General features: G+C 53.4%; 18 protein-coding genes. 10 read left to right on the top strand and 8 right to left on the bottom strand.

Translation table 11 applies throughout. The annotated features are described in order from the left end of the window. Positions 1-3: 3 nt before the first annotated feature. From hisB to ACF8OF_RS06590, 7 genes are all read left to right on the top strand, one after another. On the top strand, positions 4-1,071 hold the full coding sequence (gene hisB / locus ACF8OF_RS06620; RefSeq protein WP_279798114.1) for a bifunctional histidinol-phosphatase/imidazoleglycerol-phosphate dehydratase HisB: 1,068 nt from the start codon (positions 4-6) through the stop codon (positions 1,069-1,071). Next, complete coding sequence (gene hisH, locus ACF8OF_RS06615) at positions 1,071-1,667, top strand: imidazole glycerol phosphate synthase subunit HisH (RefSeq protein ID WP_262882383.1); 597 nt, start codon at positions 1,071-1,073, stop codon at positions 1,665-1,667. Before hisB ends, hisH begins: the two co-directional genes overlap by 1 nt. Next, positions 1,664-2,401, top strand: coding sequence for a 1-(5-phosphoribosyl)-5-[(5-phosphoribosylamino)methylideneamino]imidazole-4-carboxamide isomerase (gene hisA / locus ACF8OF_RS06610; RefSeq protein WP_392496097.1), 738 nt, complete (start codon positions 1,664-1,666; stop codon positions 2,399-2,401). The genes hisH and hisA overlap by 4 nt, the downstream gene beginning before the upstream one ends. After that, positions 2,383-3,162, top strand: a complete 780-nt coding sequence (hisF, locus tag ACF8OF_RS06605; protein ID WP_262861033.1) for an imidazole glycerol phosphate synthase subunit HisF — start codon at positions 2,383-2,385, stop codon at positions 3,160-3,162. Before hisA ends, hisF begins: the two co-directional genes overlap by 19 nt. Positions 3,163-3,168: 6 nt before the next feature. After that, positions 3,169-3,780 carry a bifunctional phosphoribosyl-AMP cyclohydrolase/phosphoribosyl-ATP diphosphatase HisIE gene (hisIE, locus tag ACF8OF_RS06600; protein ID WP_279798111.1) on the top strand — a complete coding sequence of 204 codons (612 nt, stop codon included), beginning with the start codon at positions 3,169-3,171 and terminating at the stop codon, positions 3,778-3,780. Between the two features lie 100 nt (positions 3,781-3,880). Continuing rightward, positions 3,881-4,369: a YbaK/prolyl-tRNA synthetase associated domain-containing protein gene (locus ACF8OF_RS06595; RefSeq protein ID WP_392496285.1), complete on the top strand. Its 489-nt coding sequence runs from the start codon at positions 3,881-3,883 to the stop codon at positions 4,367-4,369. 21 nt (positions 4,370-4,390) lie between these two features. Then, the gene (locus ACF8OF_RS06590; protein WP_262882380.1) at positions 4,391-5,059 is read left to right on the top strand and encodes a hypothetical protein; all 669 of its coding nucleotides are present in this window, start codon (positions 4,391-4,393) and stop codon (positions 5,057-5,059) included. A 53-nt stretch (positions 5,060-5,112) separates the two neighbouring features. Here ACF8OF_RS06590 and ACF8OF_RS06585 read toward each other — a convergent pair whose 3' ends face one another. Together ACF8OF_RS06585 and ACF8OF_RS06580 are read right to left on the bottom strand one after the other, a co-directional pair. After that, positions 5,113-6,750: a Na+/H+ antiporter gene (locus ACF8OF_RS06585; protein WP_025153365.1), complete on the bottom strand. Its 1,638-nt coding sequence runs from the start codon at positions 6,748-6,750 to the stop codon at positions 5,113-5,115. Positions 6,751-7,034: 284 nt separating this feature from the next. Next, the gene (locus ACF8OF_RS06580; protein ID WP_279798107.1) at positions 7,035-8,606 is read right to left on the bottom strand and encodes a TerC family protein; all 1,572 of its coding nucleotides are present in this window, start codon (positions 8,604-8,606) and stop codon (positions 7,035-7,037) included. Between the two features lie 237 nt (positions 8,607-8,843). Between ACF8OF_RS06580 and gndA the strand changes: the two genes are divergently transcribed. The 3 genes from gndA to ACF8OF_RS06565 all read left to right on the top strand — a co-directional run bounded on the left by gndA (position 8,844) and on the right by ACF8OF_RS06565 (position 11,513). Continuing rightward, positions 8,844-10,256 (top strand): NADP-dependent phosphogluconate dehydrogenase, encoded by a 1,413-nt coding sequence (gndA, locus tag ACF8OF_RS06575; protein ID WP_392496096.1) that lies wholly within the window; start codon positions 8,844-8,846, stop codon positions 10,254-10,256. Between the two features lie 116 nt (positions 10,257-10,372). Further along, complete coding sequence (locus ACF8OF_RS06570) at positions 10,373-11,251, top strand: rhomboid family intramembrane serine protease (RefSeq protein WP_262882378.1); 879 nt, start codon at positions 10,373-10,375, stop codon at positions 11,249-11,251. Between the two features lie 73 nt (positions 11,252-11,324). After that, positions 11,325-11,513 (top strand): hypothetical protein, encoded by a 189-nt coding sequence (locus tag ACF8OF_RS06565; RefSeq protein ID WP_029991050.1) that lies wholly within the window; start codon positions 11,325-11,327, stop codon positions 11,511-11,513. Positions 11,514-11,568: 55 nt separating this feature from the next. Here ACF8OF_RS06565 and ACF8OF_RS06560 read toward each other — a convergent pair whose 3' ends face one another. The 6 genes from ACF8OF_RS06560 to apbC form a co-directional block, all read right to left on the bottom strand. Beyond that, positions 11,569-11,847, bottom strand: a complete 279-nt coding sequence (locus ACF8OF_RS06560; RefSeq protein WP_262882377.1) for a riboflavin synthase — start codon at positions 11,845-11,847, stop codon at positions 11,569-11,571. 69 nt (positions 11,848-11,916) lie between these two features. After that, positions 11,917-13,305, bottom strand: coding sequence for an anaerobic C4-dicarboxylate transporter DcuC (gene dcuC, locus ACF8OF_RS06555; RefSeq protein WP_392496094.1), 1,389 nt, complete (start codon positions 13,303-13,305; stop codon positions 11,917-11,919). A 197-nt stretch (positions 13,306-13,502) separates the two neighbouring features. Further along, positions 13,503-15,365 (bottom strand): outer membrane assembly protein AsmA, encoded by a 1,863-nt coding sequence (gene asmA / locus ACF8OF_RS06550; protein WP_392496093.1) that lies wholly within the window; start codon positions 15,363-15,365, stop codon positions 13,503-13,505. A gap of 59 nt (positions 15,366-15,424) precedes the next feature. Next, positions 15,425-16,006 carry a dCTP deaminase gene (gene dcd, locus ACF8OF_RS06545; protein WP_279798250.1) on the bottom strand — a complete coding sequence of 194 codons (582 nt, stop codon included), beginning with the start codon at positions 16,004-16,006 and terminating at the stop codon, positions 15,425-15,427. A 68-nt stretch (positions 16,007-16,074) separates the two neighbouring features. Then, positions 16,075-16,719 (bottom strand): uridine kinase, encoded by a 645-nt coding sequence (gene udk / locus ACF8OF_RS06540; RefSeq protein WP_025153374.1) that lies wholly within the window; start codon positions 16,717-16,719, stop codon positions 16,075-16,077. Between the two features lie 270 nt (positions 16,720-16,989). Continuing rightward, positions 16,990-18,102 carry an iron-sulfur cluster carrier protein ApbC gene (gene apbC / locus ACF8OF_RS06535; protein WP_262861024.1) on the bottom strand — a complete coding sequence of 371 codons (1,113 nt, stop codon included), beginning with the start codon at positions 18,100-18,102 and terminating at the stop codon, positions 16,990-16,992. Positions 18,103-18,155: the final 53 nt, after the last annotated feature.

Here is an 18,155-nt window from a genome sequence, read left to right as displayed (position 1 = left end):
ACCATGACACAGAACATTTTATTTATTGACCGCGACGGCACCCTGATCACCGAACCCCCGGTGGATTTTCAGGTGGACAGATTAGACAAACTGGCTTTTGAGCCGGATGTGATCCCCGCGCTGCTGAAGCTGAAAGAGGCCGGATACCGCTTTGTGATGGTCACCAACCAGGACGGACTGGGTACTGACAGCTTCCCGCAGGCGGATTTCGAGGCACCGCACCAGCTGATGATGCAGATTTTCACCTCTCAGGGCATTACCTTTGATGAGGTGCTGATTTGTCCGCACAAACCGGCGGATAACTGCAACTGCCGCAAACCGAAAATCACACTGGTGGAAAAATACCTGCTGCCGGGCGTGATCGACGCGCAAAACAGCTATGTGATCGGCGATCGCGAAACCGATATTCAGCTCGCGGAAAATATGGGCATTACCGGCCTGCGTTACGGTCAGCCGGGCATTGACTGGAACAGTATCGCAGAGCAGCTGACCCGCCGTGACCGCTACAGCCGTGTGGAGCGGAAAACCAAAGAGACCGATATTCTCACCGAAGTGTGGCTCGACCGCGAAGGCGGCAGTACCATCCGCACCGGGGTCGGCTTTTTCGACCACATGCTGGATCAGATTGCCACCCACGGCGGTTTCCGCCTCAATATTCAGGTCAGCGGCGACCTCGTGATTGATGATCACCACTCCGTGGAAGATACCGGGCTGGCACTGGGCGAAGCCCTGAAACTGGCACTCGGCGATAAGCGCGGCATCACCCGTTTCGGTTTTACCCTGCCGATGGATGAATGTCTTGCCCGCTGCGCCCTGGATATCTCCGGCCGTCCGCACCTGGAATACAAAGCCGATTTTAAATATCAGCGTGTCGGCGACCTGAGTACTGAGATGATTGAGCACTTCTTCCGCTCACTCTCCTACACCATGGGCTGCACGTTACACCTGAAAACCAAAGGGAAGAACGATCACCACAGAGCCGAAAGTCTGTTTAAAGTGTTCGGACGGACACTGCGCCAGGCCATCCGCGTGGAAGGTAATGTTCTGCCGAGTTCAAAAGGGGTGCTGTGATGCGCATCGTGATCACCGATACCGGCTGTGCCAATATCGCTTCCGTCCGCTACGCGGTGGAGCGTCTGGGTTATCAGCCGCTGGTCACCGCCGACCCTGACCTTATCCGGCAGGCAGATAAAGTCTTTCTGCCGGGAGTCGGGACAGCGGGGGCGGCAATGGAAAATCTGACCGCGCGCGGGCTGGTGAGCATCATCCGCTCCCTGACTCAGCCGGTGCTGGGGATTTGCCTCGGCATGCAGTTGCTCGGCACCACCAGCGAAGAAGGTAATATTGACCTGCTCGGCCTGATTGATACCCCGGTACAAAAAATGACACCGGACGGTCTGCCGGTGCCGCACATGGGCTGGAATACCGTCGGATTTACTGCCGATCTGCCGCTGTTCCGTGATATCGCGCCGCAGAGCTATTTTTACTTTGTCCACAGTTACGCCTGCCCCGTCAGTGACGCCACGGCTGCCACCACCACGTATGGTGAGGCATTCAGCAGTGTTCTCTGCCGCGATAATTTTTACGGCGTGCAGTTCCACCCGGAGCGTTCAGGCAAAACCGGCATCACACTGATTAAAAATTTTCTGGAGATGAAATCGTCATGATCATTCCCGCACTGGATTTAATTGACGGACAGGTAGTGCGCCTTCACCAGGGCGATTATGCAAAACAGCGCGATTACGGCGCGGATCCGCTCAGCCGTTTACAGGCTTATGAGCGCGAAGGGGCGCAACTGCTGCACCTTGTGGATTTAACCGGTGCCAAAGACCCGGCGAAACGCCAGATCCCGTTGCTGAAAACACTGCTGGCGGGTGTGAGTGTGCCGGTACAGATCGGCGGCGGGATCCGTACTGAAGAGGATGTTGCTGCCCTGCTTGATGCCGGTGCCGCCCGCGTGGTGGTCGGCTCCACAGCGGTCACATCCCCGGAAGAGGTAAAACGCTGGTTTGCCCGTTGGGGAGCAGAACGCATCGTGCTGGCGCTGGATGTGCGCATCGGTGCGGACGGCAAAAAACGGGTGGCGGTCAGCGGCTGGCAGGAAGAGTCAGAGCAGACCATCGAAGACGTGATCCGCGATTTCGCCTCTGCCGGACTGCGCCACGTGTTATGTACCGATATCTCAAAAGACGGTACCCTGGCGGGCTCCAATGTGGCGCTTTATCAGGAAATCTGTGCCGCGTTCACGGAGATTGCCTTTCAGGCATCCGGCGGTATCGGCGGGCTGAGTGATATCGCCCCGCTGCCTGCCACCGGTGTGGCGGGCGTGATCGTCGGCCGGGCGCTGCTCGACGGCAAAATGACATTACCGGAGGCTATCGCATGCTGGCAAAACGCATAATTCCCTGCCTGGACGTCCGTGACGGACAGGTGGTTAAAGGGGTTCAGTTCCGTCATCACGAAATCATCGGTGACATCGTCCCCCTCGCCCGCCGTTATGCCGAAGAAGGCGCGGATGAGCTGGTATTTTACGATATCACCGCCTCCTCTGATGGTCGTGTGGTGGATAAAAGCTGGGTCGCCAAAGTCGCGGAAGTGATTGATATTCCGTTCTGTGTCGCCGGCGGGATCCGCAGTACCGAAGACGCTGCCGCGATCCTCAGTTTCGGGGCGGATAAAATCTCCGTTAACTCCCCGGCGCTGAGTGACCCTGCCCTCATCACCCGGCTGGCTGACCGCTTCGGTGTGCAGTGCATTGTCGTCGGGATCGATACCTGGCACGATGCGGAAAGCGGAAACTATCAGGTCTATCAGTTTACCGGTGATGAAAAACGCACCATTGCCACCTCCCGTAACACCCTCGACTGGGTGCAGGAAGTGCAGCAGCGCGGTGCCGGGGAGATCGTCCTCAATATGATGAACCAGGACGGCGTGCGCAACGGCTATGACCTGGAGCAGCTGAAAAAAGTGCGTGAGGTGTGTCAGGTACCGCTGATTGCCTCGGGCGGTGCCGGTCATCCGGATCACTTCCGCGATGCGTTTTTACAGGCCGGTGTGGACGGCGCGCTTGCTGCCTCCGTCTTCCACAAACAGATTATTAATATCGGCGACCTGAAACGCGGACTTGCCCGCGACGGGATCGTTGTCAGAATACAGGAGTAACACACGATGCTCACGGAACAGGAAATCGCACAACTGGACTGGCAGAAAACCGGCGGTCTGCTGCCGGTTATTGTACAGCACGCCGTCTCCGGTGATGTGCTGATGCTGGGCTACATGAACCGCGACGCACTGGACAAAACGATCAGCGAAAAACGCGTGACGTTTTATTCCCGCACCAAACAGCGGCTGTGGACCAAAGGAGAATCCTCCGGGCATTTCCTTAACCTGGAAGATCTGTTTAAAGATTGCGACAACGACACGCTGCTCGCGCTGGTCACCCCGATCGGCCCGACCTGCCATCAGGGTACCAACAGCTGTTTTGCTCCCGCACAAACGGCTCAGGGTTTCCTGTATGAACTGGAATCTGTCATAAAATCCCGCAAAACCGCCGATCCGGACAGCTCCTACACGGCACAACTTTACGCTGCCGGGACCAAACGTATCGCTCAGAAGGTAGGCGAAGAAGGGGTGGAAACCGCACTGGCCGCCACTGTCCGCGATAAAGCGGAGCTGACCTCGGAATCCGCAGATCTGCTCTATCACCTGCTGGTGCTGCTCCAGGATGCGGATCTGGATCTGGCCGCGGTTATTGAAAAACTTCGCTCCCGTCACCGTTAATCCGAAAGCGGGGGAAATCCCTTTTTGTCCGCTGTTTTTGTTGCCGTAACCTTCTATAATAGGCAGGAGATTGGCAACAAAGACAGAGATACTGAGTGATATGAACCCGATTTTTGAGAAACTGACCGCCCGGCTGGATGAACATCATGCCCGCTACCGCGTGGTACATCATGCCTCCGCAGGGAAAACGGAAGAGGTCGCCAGAGTGCGCGGCACACACCACGGTCAGGGCGCCAAAGCACTGGTTTGTCACGTCAAGGGAAACGGTATCCGTCAGTATGTCCTGGCGATTCTGCCTTCTGATCAGCAGGCGGATTTACAGACACTGGCAAAAAAAACCGGCGGCACCCGCGCCTCTCTCGCCAGTCCGGCAGAGACAGCCGAACTGACACAGTGTGTGTTCGGTGCTATCCCCCCGTTCAGTTTCCACCCCGATCTCCGTCTTGTTGCTGACCCGATGTTATTTGAGCGTTTCAGTGAACTGGCCTTTAATGCCGGCAGCCTGGAATGCTCAATTATTCTGAACACAAAGGACTATCAGCGGATTGCCGATCCTGAAACAGTATCGTTTGTCCGCCGTGAACTCTGATTTTTGCTTGGGAAGGCGCTTATGCAGGACGAACTTTTAGACTCGCTTTATTATCTGCTGCTGCTCAGTCTGCTGCTGTATCTGTCGCGCCACCGCTGGCGCCGCTGGTTCAAAACACAGAAATCCCGCAGGCGTTTTATCTCCTCTCCCGAAGAAGATGAACAGGCCCTGCGCCGGGAGCTGAGTACCCCTTATCTTAACGGCAGCCAGTTCCATAAAACTGATCACTTTTTTGCGGTCAGCGCCCTGCTGCGCGAAATGCTGATGCATTATGAGGAAAAGCGGATCCGGCTGAATGACAGTCTGTTTACCCGGGAAGACAGTTATGCGTTTACCTGTCTCGGTACTCCGCTGCCCGCACCTGAAACCGCCACGCTGGCAGAACGGATGGCACTGCGGGATGATTTTCAGTATACCGCCAGTGAACGGCTCAACCGCTACTGCATCACCTCTCCGGCCGGAAAACCGCTGAATCAGCAAATCGGCCTGTGGATTGATATGATCCAGTCCCTGCTGGATACCGAACTGGTGCTGTTGCTGGAAGAGAACAACCAGAAAGACCGGGACTGCCCGTCGCTGCAATTATCCGCAGAACAGGTTCATCACTGGCTCGATGAAATCAACGATACCATGACACAGACCGCTTCACGGGTTCTGCAGGCCCATACCCGCAGCAGTGTTGTGATGTAAAAAAAAGACCCGCACTGCACTGTGCGGGTCTTTTGATTTTTACTCTGTTACTGTCAGTGCAGCGCCAGTTTCAGCGCCTCTTCTTTCAGATCCAGCTCCTGCACCAGCCGCGTGTAAGTGTGCTCACTGATATTCTTACTCTTGCGCAGCTGTTTCAGCGCATCACGCTCCGCCTGAAGCGCTGTCAGTGACATCCGCCGCTCCATGCGGATCACATTGTGCCAGTCAAATCCGGCGGTCTGATCATCACTGTTACTGTCAAGATGACGACCGTAGATCTCCAGCAGGTGAGTCCCCACTTCTGTGCGCAGTGTCATTTCATCAATGTCTTCCAGCGGCTCAGCCATCTGCCCGCGCAGATTGTTCATTGCGGCTTCATTCAGGGTGAACCGGGCGTTCAGCTCTTCATTATCGTGCGGTAAGTCGGTATTCAGCCCTTTGGTCAGCACCGGCAGTGCAACGGCGGCAATCACCAGTGAAAACAGGATCACGCCCATGGCGAGGAAGATAGCCAGATCCCGGTGCGGGAACGGTGAACCATCATTCATCAGCACCGGCAGAGTCAGGATACCGGCAAGGGTAATCGCCCCGCGCACACCCGCCGTTGCCATAATCGCCATCAGACGCAGATGCGGCATATCAGACTGTTTACCTTTGCGGCGCTGACGGAACACCGTCAGTGTCATGGCAACCCATACCCAGGCAAAACGCAGCAGTGCCAGACCAACCGTGATAATCACCACATACAGCAGCAGCACCCACGGCGCGGAGGCACCGGCATCCGCTGCCACCTGCGGCACGGAGCGCCACATTTCGGGTAACTGCTCACCCAGCAGAATAAAGATCATGCCGTTCAGCGCGACCTGTACTGTATCCCAGACCGCTTTGCTCTGCATGCGGGTGGCAGACTGCATACGACCGACAATACGCTCATAGTGCATAGCAATACCGGCCGCCACGGCCGCCAGAATCCCTGATACGTCCATGTGCTCTGCTGCCAGATAAGAGACAAACGGGATCAGCAGACTGATCATAATCTGAATCGCCGGGTCTTCCCCGGTGCGCTGCACCAGGAACTGGTTCACTTTCCCGATAAACATGGCAATCAGCAGGCCCACCATAATCCCGCCCAGCGCCACCAGCATAAACTTCCCGGCAGCCGACGGCAGGGAGAACGTCCCGGTCAGTGCCGCGCCTACCGCAAAACTGAAGCACACCAGGCCGCTGGCATCATTAAAGAGGGATTCCCCTTCCAGAATATGCGCCATACGGGACGGCAGCGGTGCATTGACCGTCATTGCCGCCACAGACACCGGGTCTGTCGGTGACAAAATCGCCGCTAATGCAAAAGCAACAGCCAGAGAAACCGCCGGGATCAGCCAGTGAATAAACAGCCCCATGCCGACAACGGTGAAAAACACCAGACCAATGGCCAGCGAGAAAATCGGTTTGATATCACTGAACAGCGCTTCTTTCGGAATACGCCAGCCATCAAGAAACAGCAGCGGCGGGATAAAAAGGAACAGGAACAGATGCGGCTCAAACTCCACATCAAAACCAAAGAGTGACAACCCCGCACCAATGGCAATCTGAATAAAAGGTAACGGGATTTTGTCTCCCAGCAGGCGGGAGATAAACACGCTGGCAATCACAGCCAGCAAAAAAACAAGGATCAGTGTAACAACGGACATAGGCGGTTTTTTATCCTTTCAGAAATCTGATACATAACCACAATTCAGGGTTTGCAGGGTATACGATTGACAGTAAAAATAAAGCAGAGAAAGCAGAGAATGTAAAATTATTGTGTGTCAAAATCTGAATGTCTGCCGCCTGCCCGGCTTCTGCCCGCGGAAGTGTAAACCGCGTGCCAAAAACAGTCAGAAGATTTTCAGTGATGTTGAGTGTGCCCCGGCGGAATAACCGGCACGGTAAGAGAACAACGCCGCCGTTTCCGGCGGCGTCATTATTTTAACGGTTAATCATCAAGGTCTTCCGGATTTTCCGGCAGTGTGATTTTCACGCGGTTAATCCGGTGATTCTGAATTTCCAGCGGTTCAAACAGACAACCGTCAATTCTGATTTGCTCACCGACTTTCGGCAGGCGCTGTAAATGTTCCATCAGCAATCCGGCCACGGTTTCATATTCCCGTTTTTCGTCCAGTGTCAGCGGAATATAATTGATCAGATCTTCCAGCGGCATAAAACCGTTGGTGATCCAGCTGTTATCATCCGTAAACTGAATGTCATGGCGGGCATCATTCTCAACACCGCTGACCGGCAGGTTACCGGCAATGGTTTCCATTACATCCGTCAGTGTCACCACCCCTTCAACGTACCCGAATTCATCGGCTACAAACGCAAAGTGTGTCTGCGCCTGACGGAACTGCTCCAGCGCTTTCAGTAATGACAGCTGTTCAGGGAACACCAGCGGCTGTTTGATCAGCGCATGCAGATCCAGCGTGTCCTGCTGTAAACGCTGATGCAGCAGGTCGATCACATGCACCACGCCCAGCAGTTCATCATCATCCGCCGAGCCTTTGATCACCACGCGGGTGTGCGGATTTTTAATCAGCAATGCGGCGATTTCATCACTGGTGGCATCAATCCGCAGCATCTCCACATCATGACGCGAAGTCATAATACTGTTGACGTTACGCTGCGACAGCCCGAGCACGCGGACAATCATCTGCCGCTCTTCGGGGTCAAAGATTTCCTGATTATCCGAAATCAGATCTGCCGTGCGGTTATCCAGTTCTGAAGATTCGCGTTTGCCGCTCAGAATACGCAGCACCGCCTCCGCCGTGCGCTGGCGCAGGGAATTTCGCCCGCGCAGAAACTTACGGCGGTTAAACATCGCCACCTGATTGAGCATTTCAATCATGATGGAGAAACCGATCGCCGCGTAGAGGTAACCTTTCGGAATGTGATAGCCGAACCCTTCCGCCACCAGACTGAAACCGATCATCAGCAGGAAGCTGAGACACAGGATAACAATGGTCGGGTGCTCATTGACAAAGCGGGTCAGCGGACGGCTGCCCCAGATCATCAGCAGCATAGCGATAATCACCGCGGTGACCATCACACCGATGTGATCCACCATCCCGACTGCCGTGATCACCGAGTCCAGCGAGAAGACGGCGTCCAGCACAATAATCTGTGCCACCACCGCCCAGAATTTCGAGGTTTTCCGCTGCTGTCCGTCGTTATGCTCACCGCCTTCCAGCCGTTCGTTCAGCTCCATCGTGGCTTTAAACAGCAGGAACAGTCCCCCGATCAGCATAATTAAGTCACGCGCACTGAATGCATGCCCGAACATCGTGAACATCGGTTTGGTCAGCGTGATAAGCCAGGAGAGACTGAACAGCAGAATAATACGCATGATCAGCGCGCACAGCAGACCGGTTATACGGGCTTTGTCACGCAGCGCAGGCGGAAGTTTATCGGCAAGAATGGCAATGAAAACGAGGTTATCAATACCAAGAACAATTTCGAGTACGATTAGTGTGGCCAGGCCGGCCCAAATCGACGGATCAGCGATCCATTCCATACGGTTAGTTTTACCTTTTATTCGCACAGCTTATGCTGCAGATGGAATAATGCGGATTGTCCGGCTAAATAGCAATAAAAAATTCCGCACTTTGCCGCTGTTCCTGTTGTGCGCAATGACGATACCGTTTGCATCAATCGCTACCACGCAGCCTTTACATGCGTTAAACTGTGACGAAATTAACAGTCAGCTAACGAAATCGTCGTTAGTCACGGGTCAATTCCTGAAGGAGTCTTCATGTCCAAACAACAAATTGGTGTTGTCGGTATGGCCGTTATGGGCCGTAACCTCGCGCTGAATATCGAAAGCCGCGGTTATTCTGTTTCTGTTTTTAACCGCTCTTCTGATAAAACCGATGAAGTGATTGCTGAAAACCCGGGAAAAAAACTGGTTCCCAGCTACAGCATTGAAGAGTTTGTTGACTCCCTGGAAAAACCCCGCCGTATCCTGCTGATGGTCAAAGCCGGTGAAGCCACCGATAAAACCATCGCGTCTCTCACCCCGCATCTCGATAAAGGTGACATTCTGATCGACGGCGGTAACACCTTCTTTCAGGACACCATCCGCCGTAACAAAGAGCTGTCCGCTCAGGGCTTTAACTTTATCGGCACCGGCGTTTCCGGTGGTGAGGAAGGCGCACTGAAAGGGCCGTCCATTATGCCGGGCGGACAAAAAGAAGCTTACGAACTGGTTGCCCCGATCCTGAAACAGATCGCAGCACAAGCCGAAGGTGAACCGTGTGTGACCTATATCGGTGCTGACGGTGCCGGTCATTATGTCAAAATGGTGCACAACGGTATCGAATACGGCGATATGCAGCTGATTGCGGAAGCATACTCCGTGATGAAAAATGCTCTCGGTATCAGTAATGATGAACTGGCGTCAGTCTTCAGCGAGTGGAACAACGGCGAACTGAGCAGCTACCTGATTGATATCACAAAAGATATCTTCCGTAAGAAAGATGAAGACGGCAACTATCTGGTGGATGTGATCCTTGATGAAGCCGCCAACAAAGGTACCGGTAAATGGACCAGCCAGAGCGCGCTCGACCTCGGTGTGCCGCTGACACTGATCACCGAATCCGTATTTGCCCGTTATATCTCGTTCCTGAAAGACCAGCGCGTTGCAGCTTCCAACGTACTGAAAGGACCGAAAGCGGCTGCATTCAGCGGCGATAAAGCGGAATTTATCGAGAAAGTCCGCCGCGCCCTGTATCTGGGCAAAATTGTCTCTTATGCACAGGGCTTCTCACAGCTGCGCGTTGCCTCTGATGAGTACAACTGGGATCTGAACTACGGCGAAATCGCGAAAATTTTCCGCGCCGGTTGCATCATCCGTGCCCAGTTCCTGCAGAAAATCACTGACGCTTATGCGGAAAACCCGGCACTGGCTAACCTGCTGCTGGCCCCTTACTTCACTCAGATTGCTGATGAATATCAGCAGGCGTTGCGTGATGTGGTCTGCTACGGCGTTCAGCACGGAATCCCGACACCGACCTTCTCTGCCGCTATCGCCTATTATGACAGCTACCGCAGCGCGGTACTGCCGGCGAACCTGATCCAGGCACAGCGTGACTATTTCGGTGCACATACTTATAAACGTACTGATAAAGACGGCGTGTTCCACACCGAATGGCTGGACAATAATTAATTACTGCGGTTATCCGCATCTGCCGGAGCCGGGATAATGATCCCGGCTTTTTCTTGTTTACAGCCCGCCTGACGCTTAAACAGGCTTAATCAAATCAAATTATCCGTAGCATAATCATGAATAACATAAATCCCTGGGGTGATGTGGTTCTGCCTTCACGGCCGGCATACCGGTTTTCCGCCATGTGGCTTACCCTGCTTTTTGCCCTGATTAATATCGTGGTCTGGTTCTGGCAGCTGCACTATGCCTCACCACTGCCGGAGCAGGAGTATAACCTGCTGCTGGCGGGTGCGAATGTGTATCAGTTGTCACTGACCGGCGACTGGTGGCGGTATCTGACCAGCATGACGCTGCATGCTGACCCTGTGCATCTGGTCATCAATACTCTCGCGCTTATCGTCATCGGTATTAACTGTGAAGCCATGGCCGGTAAAATACGGATGCTGTTTATCTATCTGGTCAGCGGTATTGCCGCCTCTTTTGTCAGCGCCACATGGTTGTGGTCTCAGCGTGGCGGATTCAGTGCGTATGAAATTCCGATCACCGTCAGTGTCGGCGCTTCCGGCGCCATTATGGGGATCGCCGGTGCCGTCATGATGTACCTGATAAGGGCGCGGACAGATCCTTCGGTTTCTGTTGCTGACCGTCTGCGTTACAAAAATCTGCTGATAACCATCATTTCACTGCTCCTGCTGACATTATTAAGTTCACTGCACAATAATGATGATACCGCCACCGATAATGTGGCACACATCAGCGGCTTTATCTGCGGCGCTACGATGGGATGGCTTTACGCTGCCGCCTCCGGGATACACAAAACAGGGATGGATCGCTGGTCATGCCTGATTTCCGCCGTTTCAGCAGGGCTGATTATCCTGCTGCTGTCCGCCGGTTCCGGCAGTCATGACCGGCGTCTGATGCTTGAACGGGAAATGATCCTCGACGAGATCGGTATCATGGTTAACGCACAGGCAGAAAAACAATTAAATGATTGATTCCGGTCACATTAATCCGTGCCGTAAACCGCTATGGTGATTAAACGATTAATGACTAGAAGCAGGTGATGATATGGATTATTGGTTTGTATCGTACAAAGTGCGTGCCCGTAACGGAGACACTTTACAGGGGCATCAGATCACAGAAACCGAAGCCGGTGTGTCCCCCCGTGATGCATTAGAACAAGCTACTCAGAAAATTGCCGACGAGTCTCAGGCTGACCTGCGCTCAGTCCGTATTCTTGCCTTTAACCGTGTGTAATTAACGCCCCTCACAGCGCAAAAACCCCGTCAGAATACGGGGTTTTTTTATATCATCAGACCGCCACCCTTTCGATATTCACTTTATCACCCGCAGCCAGCCGCCCGAGTGCGGTTTTCAGCAATGTATCGGTGAAAAGATAAAAACCGACATGGCTGTTATCAATCGCTGCGACAGTCAGGCAGCAGCCGTTATACGACACGGAATCACCAATCGCCAGCCCCGCTAATAATGCCTCCGGGAACTGCACAATATGAATCAGATGATCATTGTTTTCTTCAATTTTTAAAATCAGTGCCGTGCCCTGCACCACACCGGTAAAAATCTTATCCAAAGCCAACCTCACACTTTCCGTATTGATACAAAAAAGCCGCAGCGGATAACCGGTGCGGCTCATGTCATTTTACAGTGTTACCGGCACCAGGAACTCCGTGGCGACAATCACCACCAGCAGGCCGACAAGCACCGGAACCGATGTCCGTTTCACCACTTCAAACGGTGAAATTTTCGCCATACCGGCAACCGCCACCACCACACCGGAAACCGGTGACATGGTACGGCCGAGGTTGGATGCCTGTAACATCGGGATCACCAGGTACGCCGGGTTGATACCCATCTGCTGTGCCAGGCGCGGGATCAGCTCCACGAACGCATAGAATGGCGCATTACCGGAACCGGTGGTCATCGCCGCCAGCATAGTAATAATCACCAGAGCAATCATCATCACGATCGCACCGGAACCAAAAGACTGCGCCAGGCTGATCAGACCGGAGATAAAGCCGACGGTGCTCAGACCCTGAGCAAACACACCAGCCGCAACCAGCAGCATCACCACGGTGGCAAAGGCATCCGCCATACCACGGTAGCAGACATCCAGCCCGGCATAGACTTTTTTGCCGTCAAAGCCACGGAAGAATTCAATGATGGCAGACAGAATAATACAGCCGACAATAATCGTGATGATGTGTAATTCAGGCAGCACGATATGGCTCAGGAAACCGATGCTGAACGGCTTACCATCAAACAGCAGTACGCCGATGATCGGCATAAACGGCAGAATGGCATAGAATTTCGGCGCATTAGTGGTGATCTCTTTGACGTCCAGGATCTCCGATTTGATATCTTCTTTGCGATCGAGGAAACGCTGCCAGAAATAATGGGCAATCGCCATAGATACAATCGCCACGATAGAAATCGGCAGAGTCAGGCTGAACGCAAACTCTTTCAGCGGGATCTGAGAGGCTTCAGCCGCAATCACCACGTCACCGGAGGTCGGTGCCAGGATAATCGCTGCCGGAGAGGCACAGATAGCCGCCGCCGCACCACGGCTGATCCCTACGTTCACCATGACCGGGAACAGGGTTGCCATCAGTAACACACCAAGACCGGTGGCGGAGGAAACCGCCAGAGACATCAGACAGGCAATAAAGTAGGCCACAATCATCAGCAGGTACGGGGAGTTCACGACCTGTAACGGTTTGGAGACCATTTTGATGACCACGTCGTTGGCACCGATGTGAGTCATATAAGCCGCAAAGCCGCACAGTACCATGATCATCATACCGAGGTCGCCGCCGCGGTTCATCAGCAGGTACTTCACATACTCAATAATGTTTGTCGGTCCCCAGCCGGTGGAGGTGGCAGCGGACGGCAGGATGTTTTTCCCCATGATGACACTGATGATCAGAAGCAGTAAGCCCCCGACCATCAGCACCCCTGTGGCTGAATACCCTTTAATAATATAGCGCCCGACGCCGACAGCGACGACAGCACCAATAAGAAGATCTAACATTTCTGCTCCTGTCTGGTATTTTTATTTATAAAAATGATTAATGCACTCTGCCGAAAACCGGGAACAGATTACATGATATGCGTCAATGAACCAGGGTTATTACCCGTATCATTTAAGTATTCCGGCCTCCGGCATTAAAAAAGCAGTGACAATATAAATTATCGTCACTGCTCTGTTTGTATAAATCGTCCGCAAATTTATAACCGGTTAAGCAAGGATTCCACAGCGTTGAGGTCACCCCCGGTTTTTTCGTTCAGCAACTCTCCGGCTGCCTGTTTTACCCGCTGCTGTATCTGATTACGCAACAGGGTTTCCACTTCGAACTTATACTGAATATTATCCCAGTTGCCGAACAGCACCACCGGAATACGGATGGATTGCAGCCAGGTCACCAGATCGTTGGTTTTCCCCCAGCCTTTTAAGATCTGAACCCCCAGGTTCACATCCAGATTCTGTTTTACCAGATTGGTCCGCCCGCTGCCGGTAATATTAAAGGCGTCGGATACCGCCAGAATTTTACTGATTTTCACTTCACTGTTATTCAGGGTACCGATAACTTCCAGTTTCTTCGCCTCGGTCATGGCATCCATCGATTGCGGCTGCGCCACTTTATCTGTCACCTGGGAAAGCGACTGCTGAATAAGATACGGAATATTCAGGCCGAGCAGCTTAACATCGGTGATAGTCAGCGCCACATCACCACGCCAGTTATTTAATACCGCGTCCTGGTCATAACCGGTGCCGCGCAGATCGCCGTCAAAACTCAGGCGTCCGGTGAATTTTTCCGGCATTTTAAACGCCGCCAGCAAGGGTTTGACATCAATATTCTGCAACAGCGGTTTGATGCGCAGCTGTGCCGGCACTTTTTCGGAATAAATCGTCATCGGCAGAGAGAAACGACCGCCGAACACGTTGCCGGTCATTTTCGATATTTCGGTGATACTGCCCCGGTTTTCGGCTTTCACCGTCAGCTGACCGATTTCCATTCCCTGATAAATCAGGGAATCCACATTCAGTGCCAGGGTGGCATTAAAGTGGTTCATAAAGGTCAGATCATATTTATCCGCATTACTGCCGGTGGTGACCACAGCCGGTTTGGTGGCAACCGGGGGGGTCTCCCCGTTTTCTGAATGCACCGCGCGCTCATAACCGAGCAGGTTATCCAGATTCAGTTTTGAGGAGGCCAGCTGAATATCATAACGCGGGGTTTCACCGAGTGCCGCTTCCACTGTACCGCTGAGCTGACTTTCATTCGCGCTCAGTTTCAGGTTTTCCAGGATCAGGGACTGCGGTGCCTGACCGACCGCTTCATGCCAGGTATAGGTGGTTGTGCCGTTACCATTGATACCGTTGGCATACAGACCGGCACCGGACAGGCGGTAATTCAGGCGGTTAATGTTACCGCTGATCTGCACCGGGTACTGGGAGAGATCAATATCCGAGCTCAGGCTGAAAGAGAGTTCCTGCTGATTGCGCAGAATATTACTGTTCAGCGCTATCACATAGCGCTCAGGGGTATTGCGCTCAAGGGAGAAGTTAATGTCGCGCATGTTAATCTGCGAACCGTCTTCTGTCTGCCAGACCAGCAGACTGTTGGCAATGCGGATGCGATCGACATCAAACGACCATTTGTTTTCCTGTTCGACCGGTACCGGCCGGGCTTTCTGGTTACCCGGTGCAACAGGGGCACTTTTCTTCTCTTTTGATTCGGTTTCAGGCAGGATTTTCAGCAGTGCGCCGTCAAGCATCACTTCACGGACCGATAACTGATGGGATAACAGCGGCCAAAGCTCGACATCAAGGCGCATATTCTCAGCGGTCACCACCGGTTCGGCGGCATCGGGGGCTGTCAGGGACATCTTACCGGTGATGATGCTCAGTTTCGGCCAGACATGCCAGCGCATATCATCTTTCATCACCAGTTCGTAACCGGTGTCTTCCTTCACCTTGTTAACGATATAATCGCGGAAATCATTCGGGTTCACCAGCAGGATTAAGGCCGCGAGGCCCGCCGCTATCACGACAAGCAGAATAATCAGCGTGGTGAAAAATCGTTTCATAATCCCTGTTCCTTACCCATTCTCTGTTGAACCCGCTGACGGACAGTGCTGTCCGCCGTTTAATCTTCGCTGATACGGCTGCCCACCGCTCCCTGCTGATTTTTGTATTTTGCATCACTGCGGCGGTTATACGGCCGGTCAGCAGAGCCGGATAACGGCTCAAAACTCAGGGCACCGATCACCATTCCCGGCCGCAGTGCCAAGGGTAACTTACCTGAGTTATAAAATTCCAGTACGATTTGCCCGTGCCAGCCGGGATCGATCCGGTGTGCGGTCACATGAACCATCAGCCCGAGGCGTGCCAGTGATGAACGCCCGTCCAGCCAGCCCACCAGGTTATCCGGCAGTGTGACCGATTCCAGGGTCACCGCCAGCGCCAGTTCTCCCGGATGCAGATAGAACACGTCATCTTCGCTCAGGGTGATTTCATCACTCATGACATTTTCCAGCGCCGCATTGACTTCTTCTTTCGGGCCGCTGAGATCAATATACGCTGCCGTATGGCCCCGGAAAACCCGGAACTGATGCCCGAGGCGGACATCCGCCGTCGCCCCGTTAATCCGCTCAATCGGCGGACGCGGGGAAATGGTCAGTCTGCCGTCATCAAGCCACTGAATAATGTCACGGTCACAAAGTCGCATGGTATCATCCTTATAAAACTCAGCGTTTATCACCGGCGGATAAACGCAGGTTAATTATTGTCGGCGGTTTACTCGCAGAACTGACTGATTTTGGCTTTCAGAATATCAATCGCCACACGGTTCTTACCGCCCCGCGGCACTATGATATCAGCATATTGTTTTGTTGGTTCAATAAATTGCAGGTACATCGGACGAACGGTTTTATTGTACTGTGCAATCACCGAATCCAGTGTGCGTCCGCGCTCATTCACATCACGGCGGATACGGCGCATCAGGCAGATATCCAGCGGGGTATCGACGAAAATAGAGAAGTCCATCTGCTCGCGCAGACGCTTGTCGGTCAGCAGCAGAATTCCTTCAAGAATAATCACCCGTTTCGGGCTGAACAGAACAGATTCCGGCTTGCGGGTATGTTCTGCATAATCATACTGCGGTAACTGAATAGACTTACCTGATTTCAGTGCTTTCAGATGCTGTAACAGCAGTTCGTGATCCATCGAGCCGGGATGGTCATAGTTGACCTTGATGCGCTCTTCCATCGGCACATCGCTCTGATCTTTGTAGTAGCAGTCTTCCGGAATCACACCGATATTGTGATCACCCACCTGAGCACGTAATTCGTGATAAAGCGTATTGGCAATCAGACTTTTTCCTGACGCGGATGCGCCGGTGATGCCGATGATAGTGCACTGCTGCTGTGCTGTGTCAGCCATAATTGAAATAACCTGGTTTGAAAATAGGAGAGAAAAAAACCGAAACGGTCTGCTGCGGCCTCTTTTAGTGCTTATCCGGCCGTGAGTAACAAAACGTGTCCGCCCGGCGCTGAATTATAGGGAGTAACGGCGTGAGATTCCAGCAGAATCGGGCATTCCGCCTCATTATTTCAGGGTAACCGCGCTTACGGCATCCTGAAAAAAGACCCGTACATCACTGCACAGGTCTTTTTGACTTTCCGGATACGCCGGAGCAGAAATAAATCCCGCTTATACCGCGCGGAAAGCGATCTCTGTCGGGATCTTATCCCCTTCCCAGAACATTTCGGCTGTCACATTCACCGCGATCTCACGGTAGATATCCGCAAATTCGCCATCCGGGTCACGCATCACGGTCGGCTGACCGCGATCGAGATCTTCACGCAGCGAAATATGCAGCGGCACCTGTCCCAGCAGTTTGGTGTGATAGCGCTCCGCCAGTTTTTCCGCCCCGCCGGTGCCGAAAATCGGCTCGACATGACCGCAGTTACTGCAGATGTGCGCACTCATGTTCTCCACAATCCCCAGAACCGGCACGTTCACTTTCTTGAACATGACGATACCTTTCATGGCATCCACCAGCGCAATATCCTGCGGTGTGGTTACCACCACCGCACCGGTGACAGGGATGTTCTGTGAGAGAGTCAGCTGAATATCACCGGTACCCGGCGGCATATCGATCACCAGATAGTCCAGATCCGGCCACAGGGTATCCTGTAACATCTGCATCAGGGCTTTGCTGGCCATCGGGCCGCGCCAGACCATGGCGTTATCATCGGTAACCAGATAACCGATAGAGTTGGAGGCCAGACCGTAAGCCATAATCGGGGCCATATGCTGCCCGTCCGGTGAGGTCGGACGCTCTTTGGTGGTGCCCAGCATGTTCGGGATGGACGGGCCGTAAATATCCGCATCGAGGATACCGACTTTCGCCCCTTCCGCCGCCAGTGCCAGCGCGAGGTTAACCGCCGTGCTGGATTTACCCACACCGCCTTTGCCGGAGCTGACCGCCAGAATATTGCGGACACCGTTAATACCCGGCAGATCATTGGCCCGGCGCAGTGTGGCGATATCATGGCGCAGTTTCCAGTCCACCGCCGCCGCACCGGTTACTTTGCGTAATTCTTTGGTTTTTGCTTCAATCAGTGCTTCAAACGGGCGCTTCCAGACAAACGGCATCACCAGCTCAACATGCAGCACATCATCCAGCATTGCGCAGTGATTCAGCGCTTTGATGGCAATCAGGTTGCGTTTGAGTGTCGGATGCTCAAATGTCGCCAGTACCTGCGCGACCTGGTCGTTCAGCAATTCAGGGTTCATCTCCCCGGGGGATTTCACATTCATCCCGGCTCCTTAAATTTATCGTTTTTATTGCCTGTAACTATCGGCTTCAATGA

Source organism: Morganella sp. TYF_1 (assembly GCF_043105645.1).
Lineage (GTDB): Bacteria > Pseudomonadota > Gammaproteobacteria > Enterobacterales > Enterobacteriaceae > Morganella > Morganella morganii_B.
This window is presented reverse-complemented; position numbering and strand designations above follow the sequence as displayed.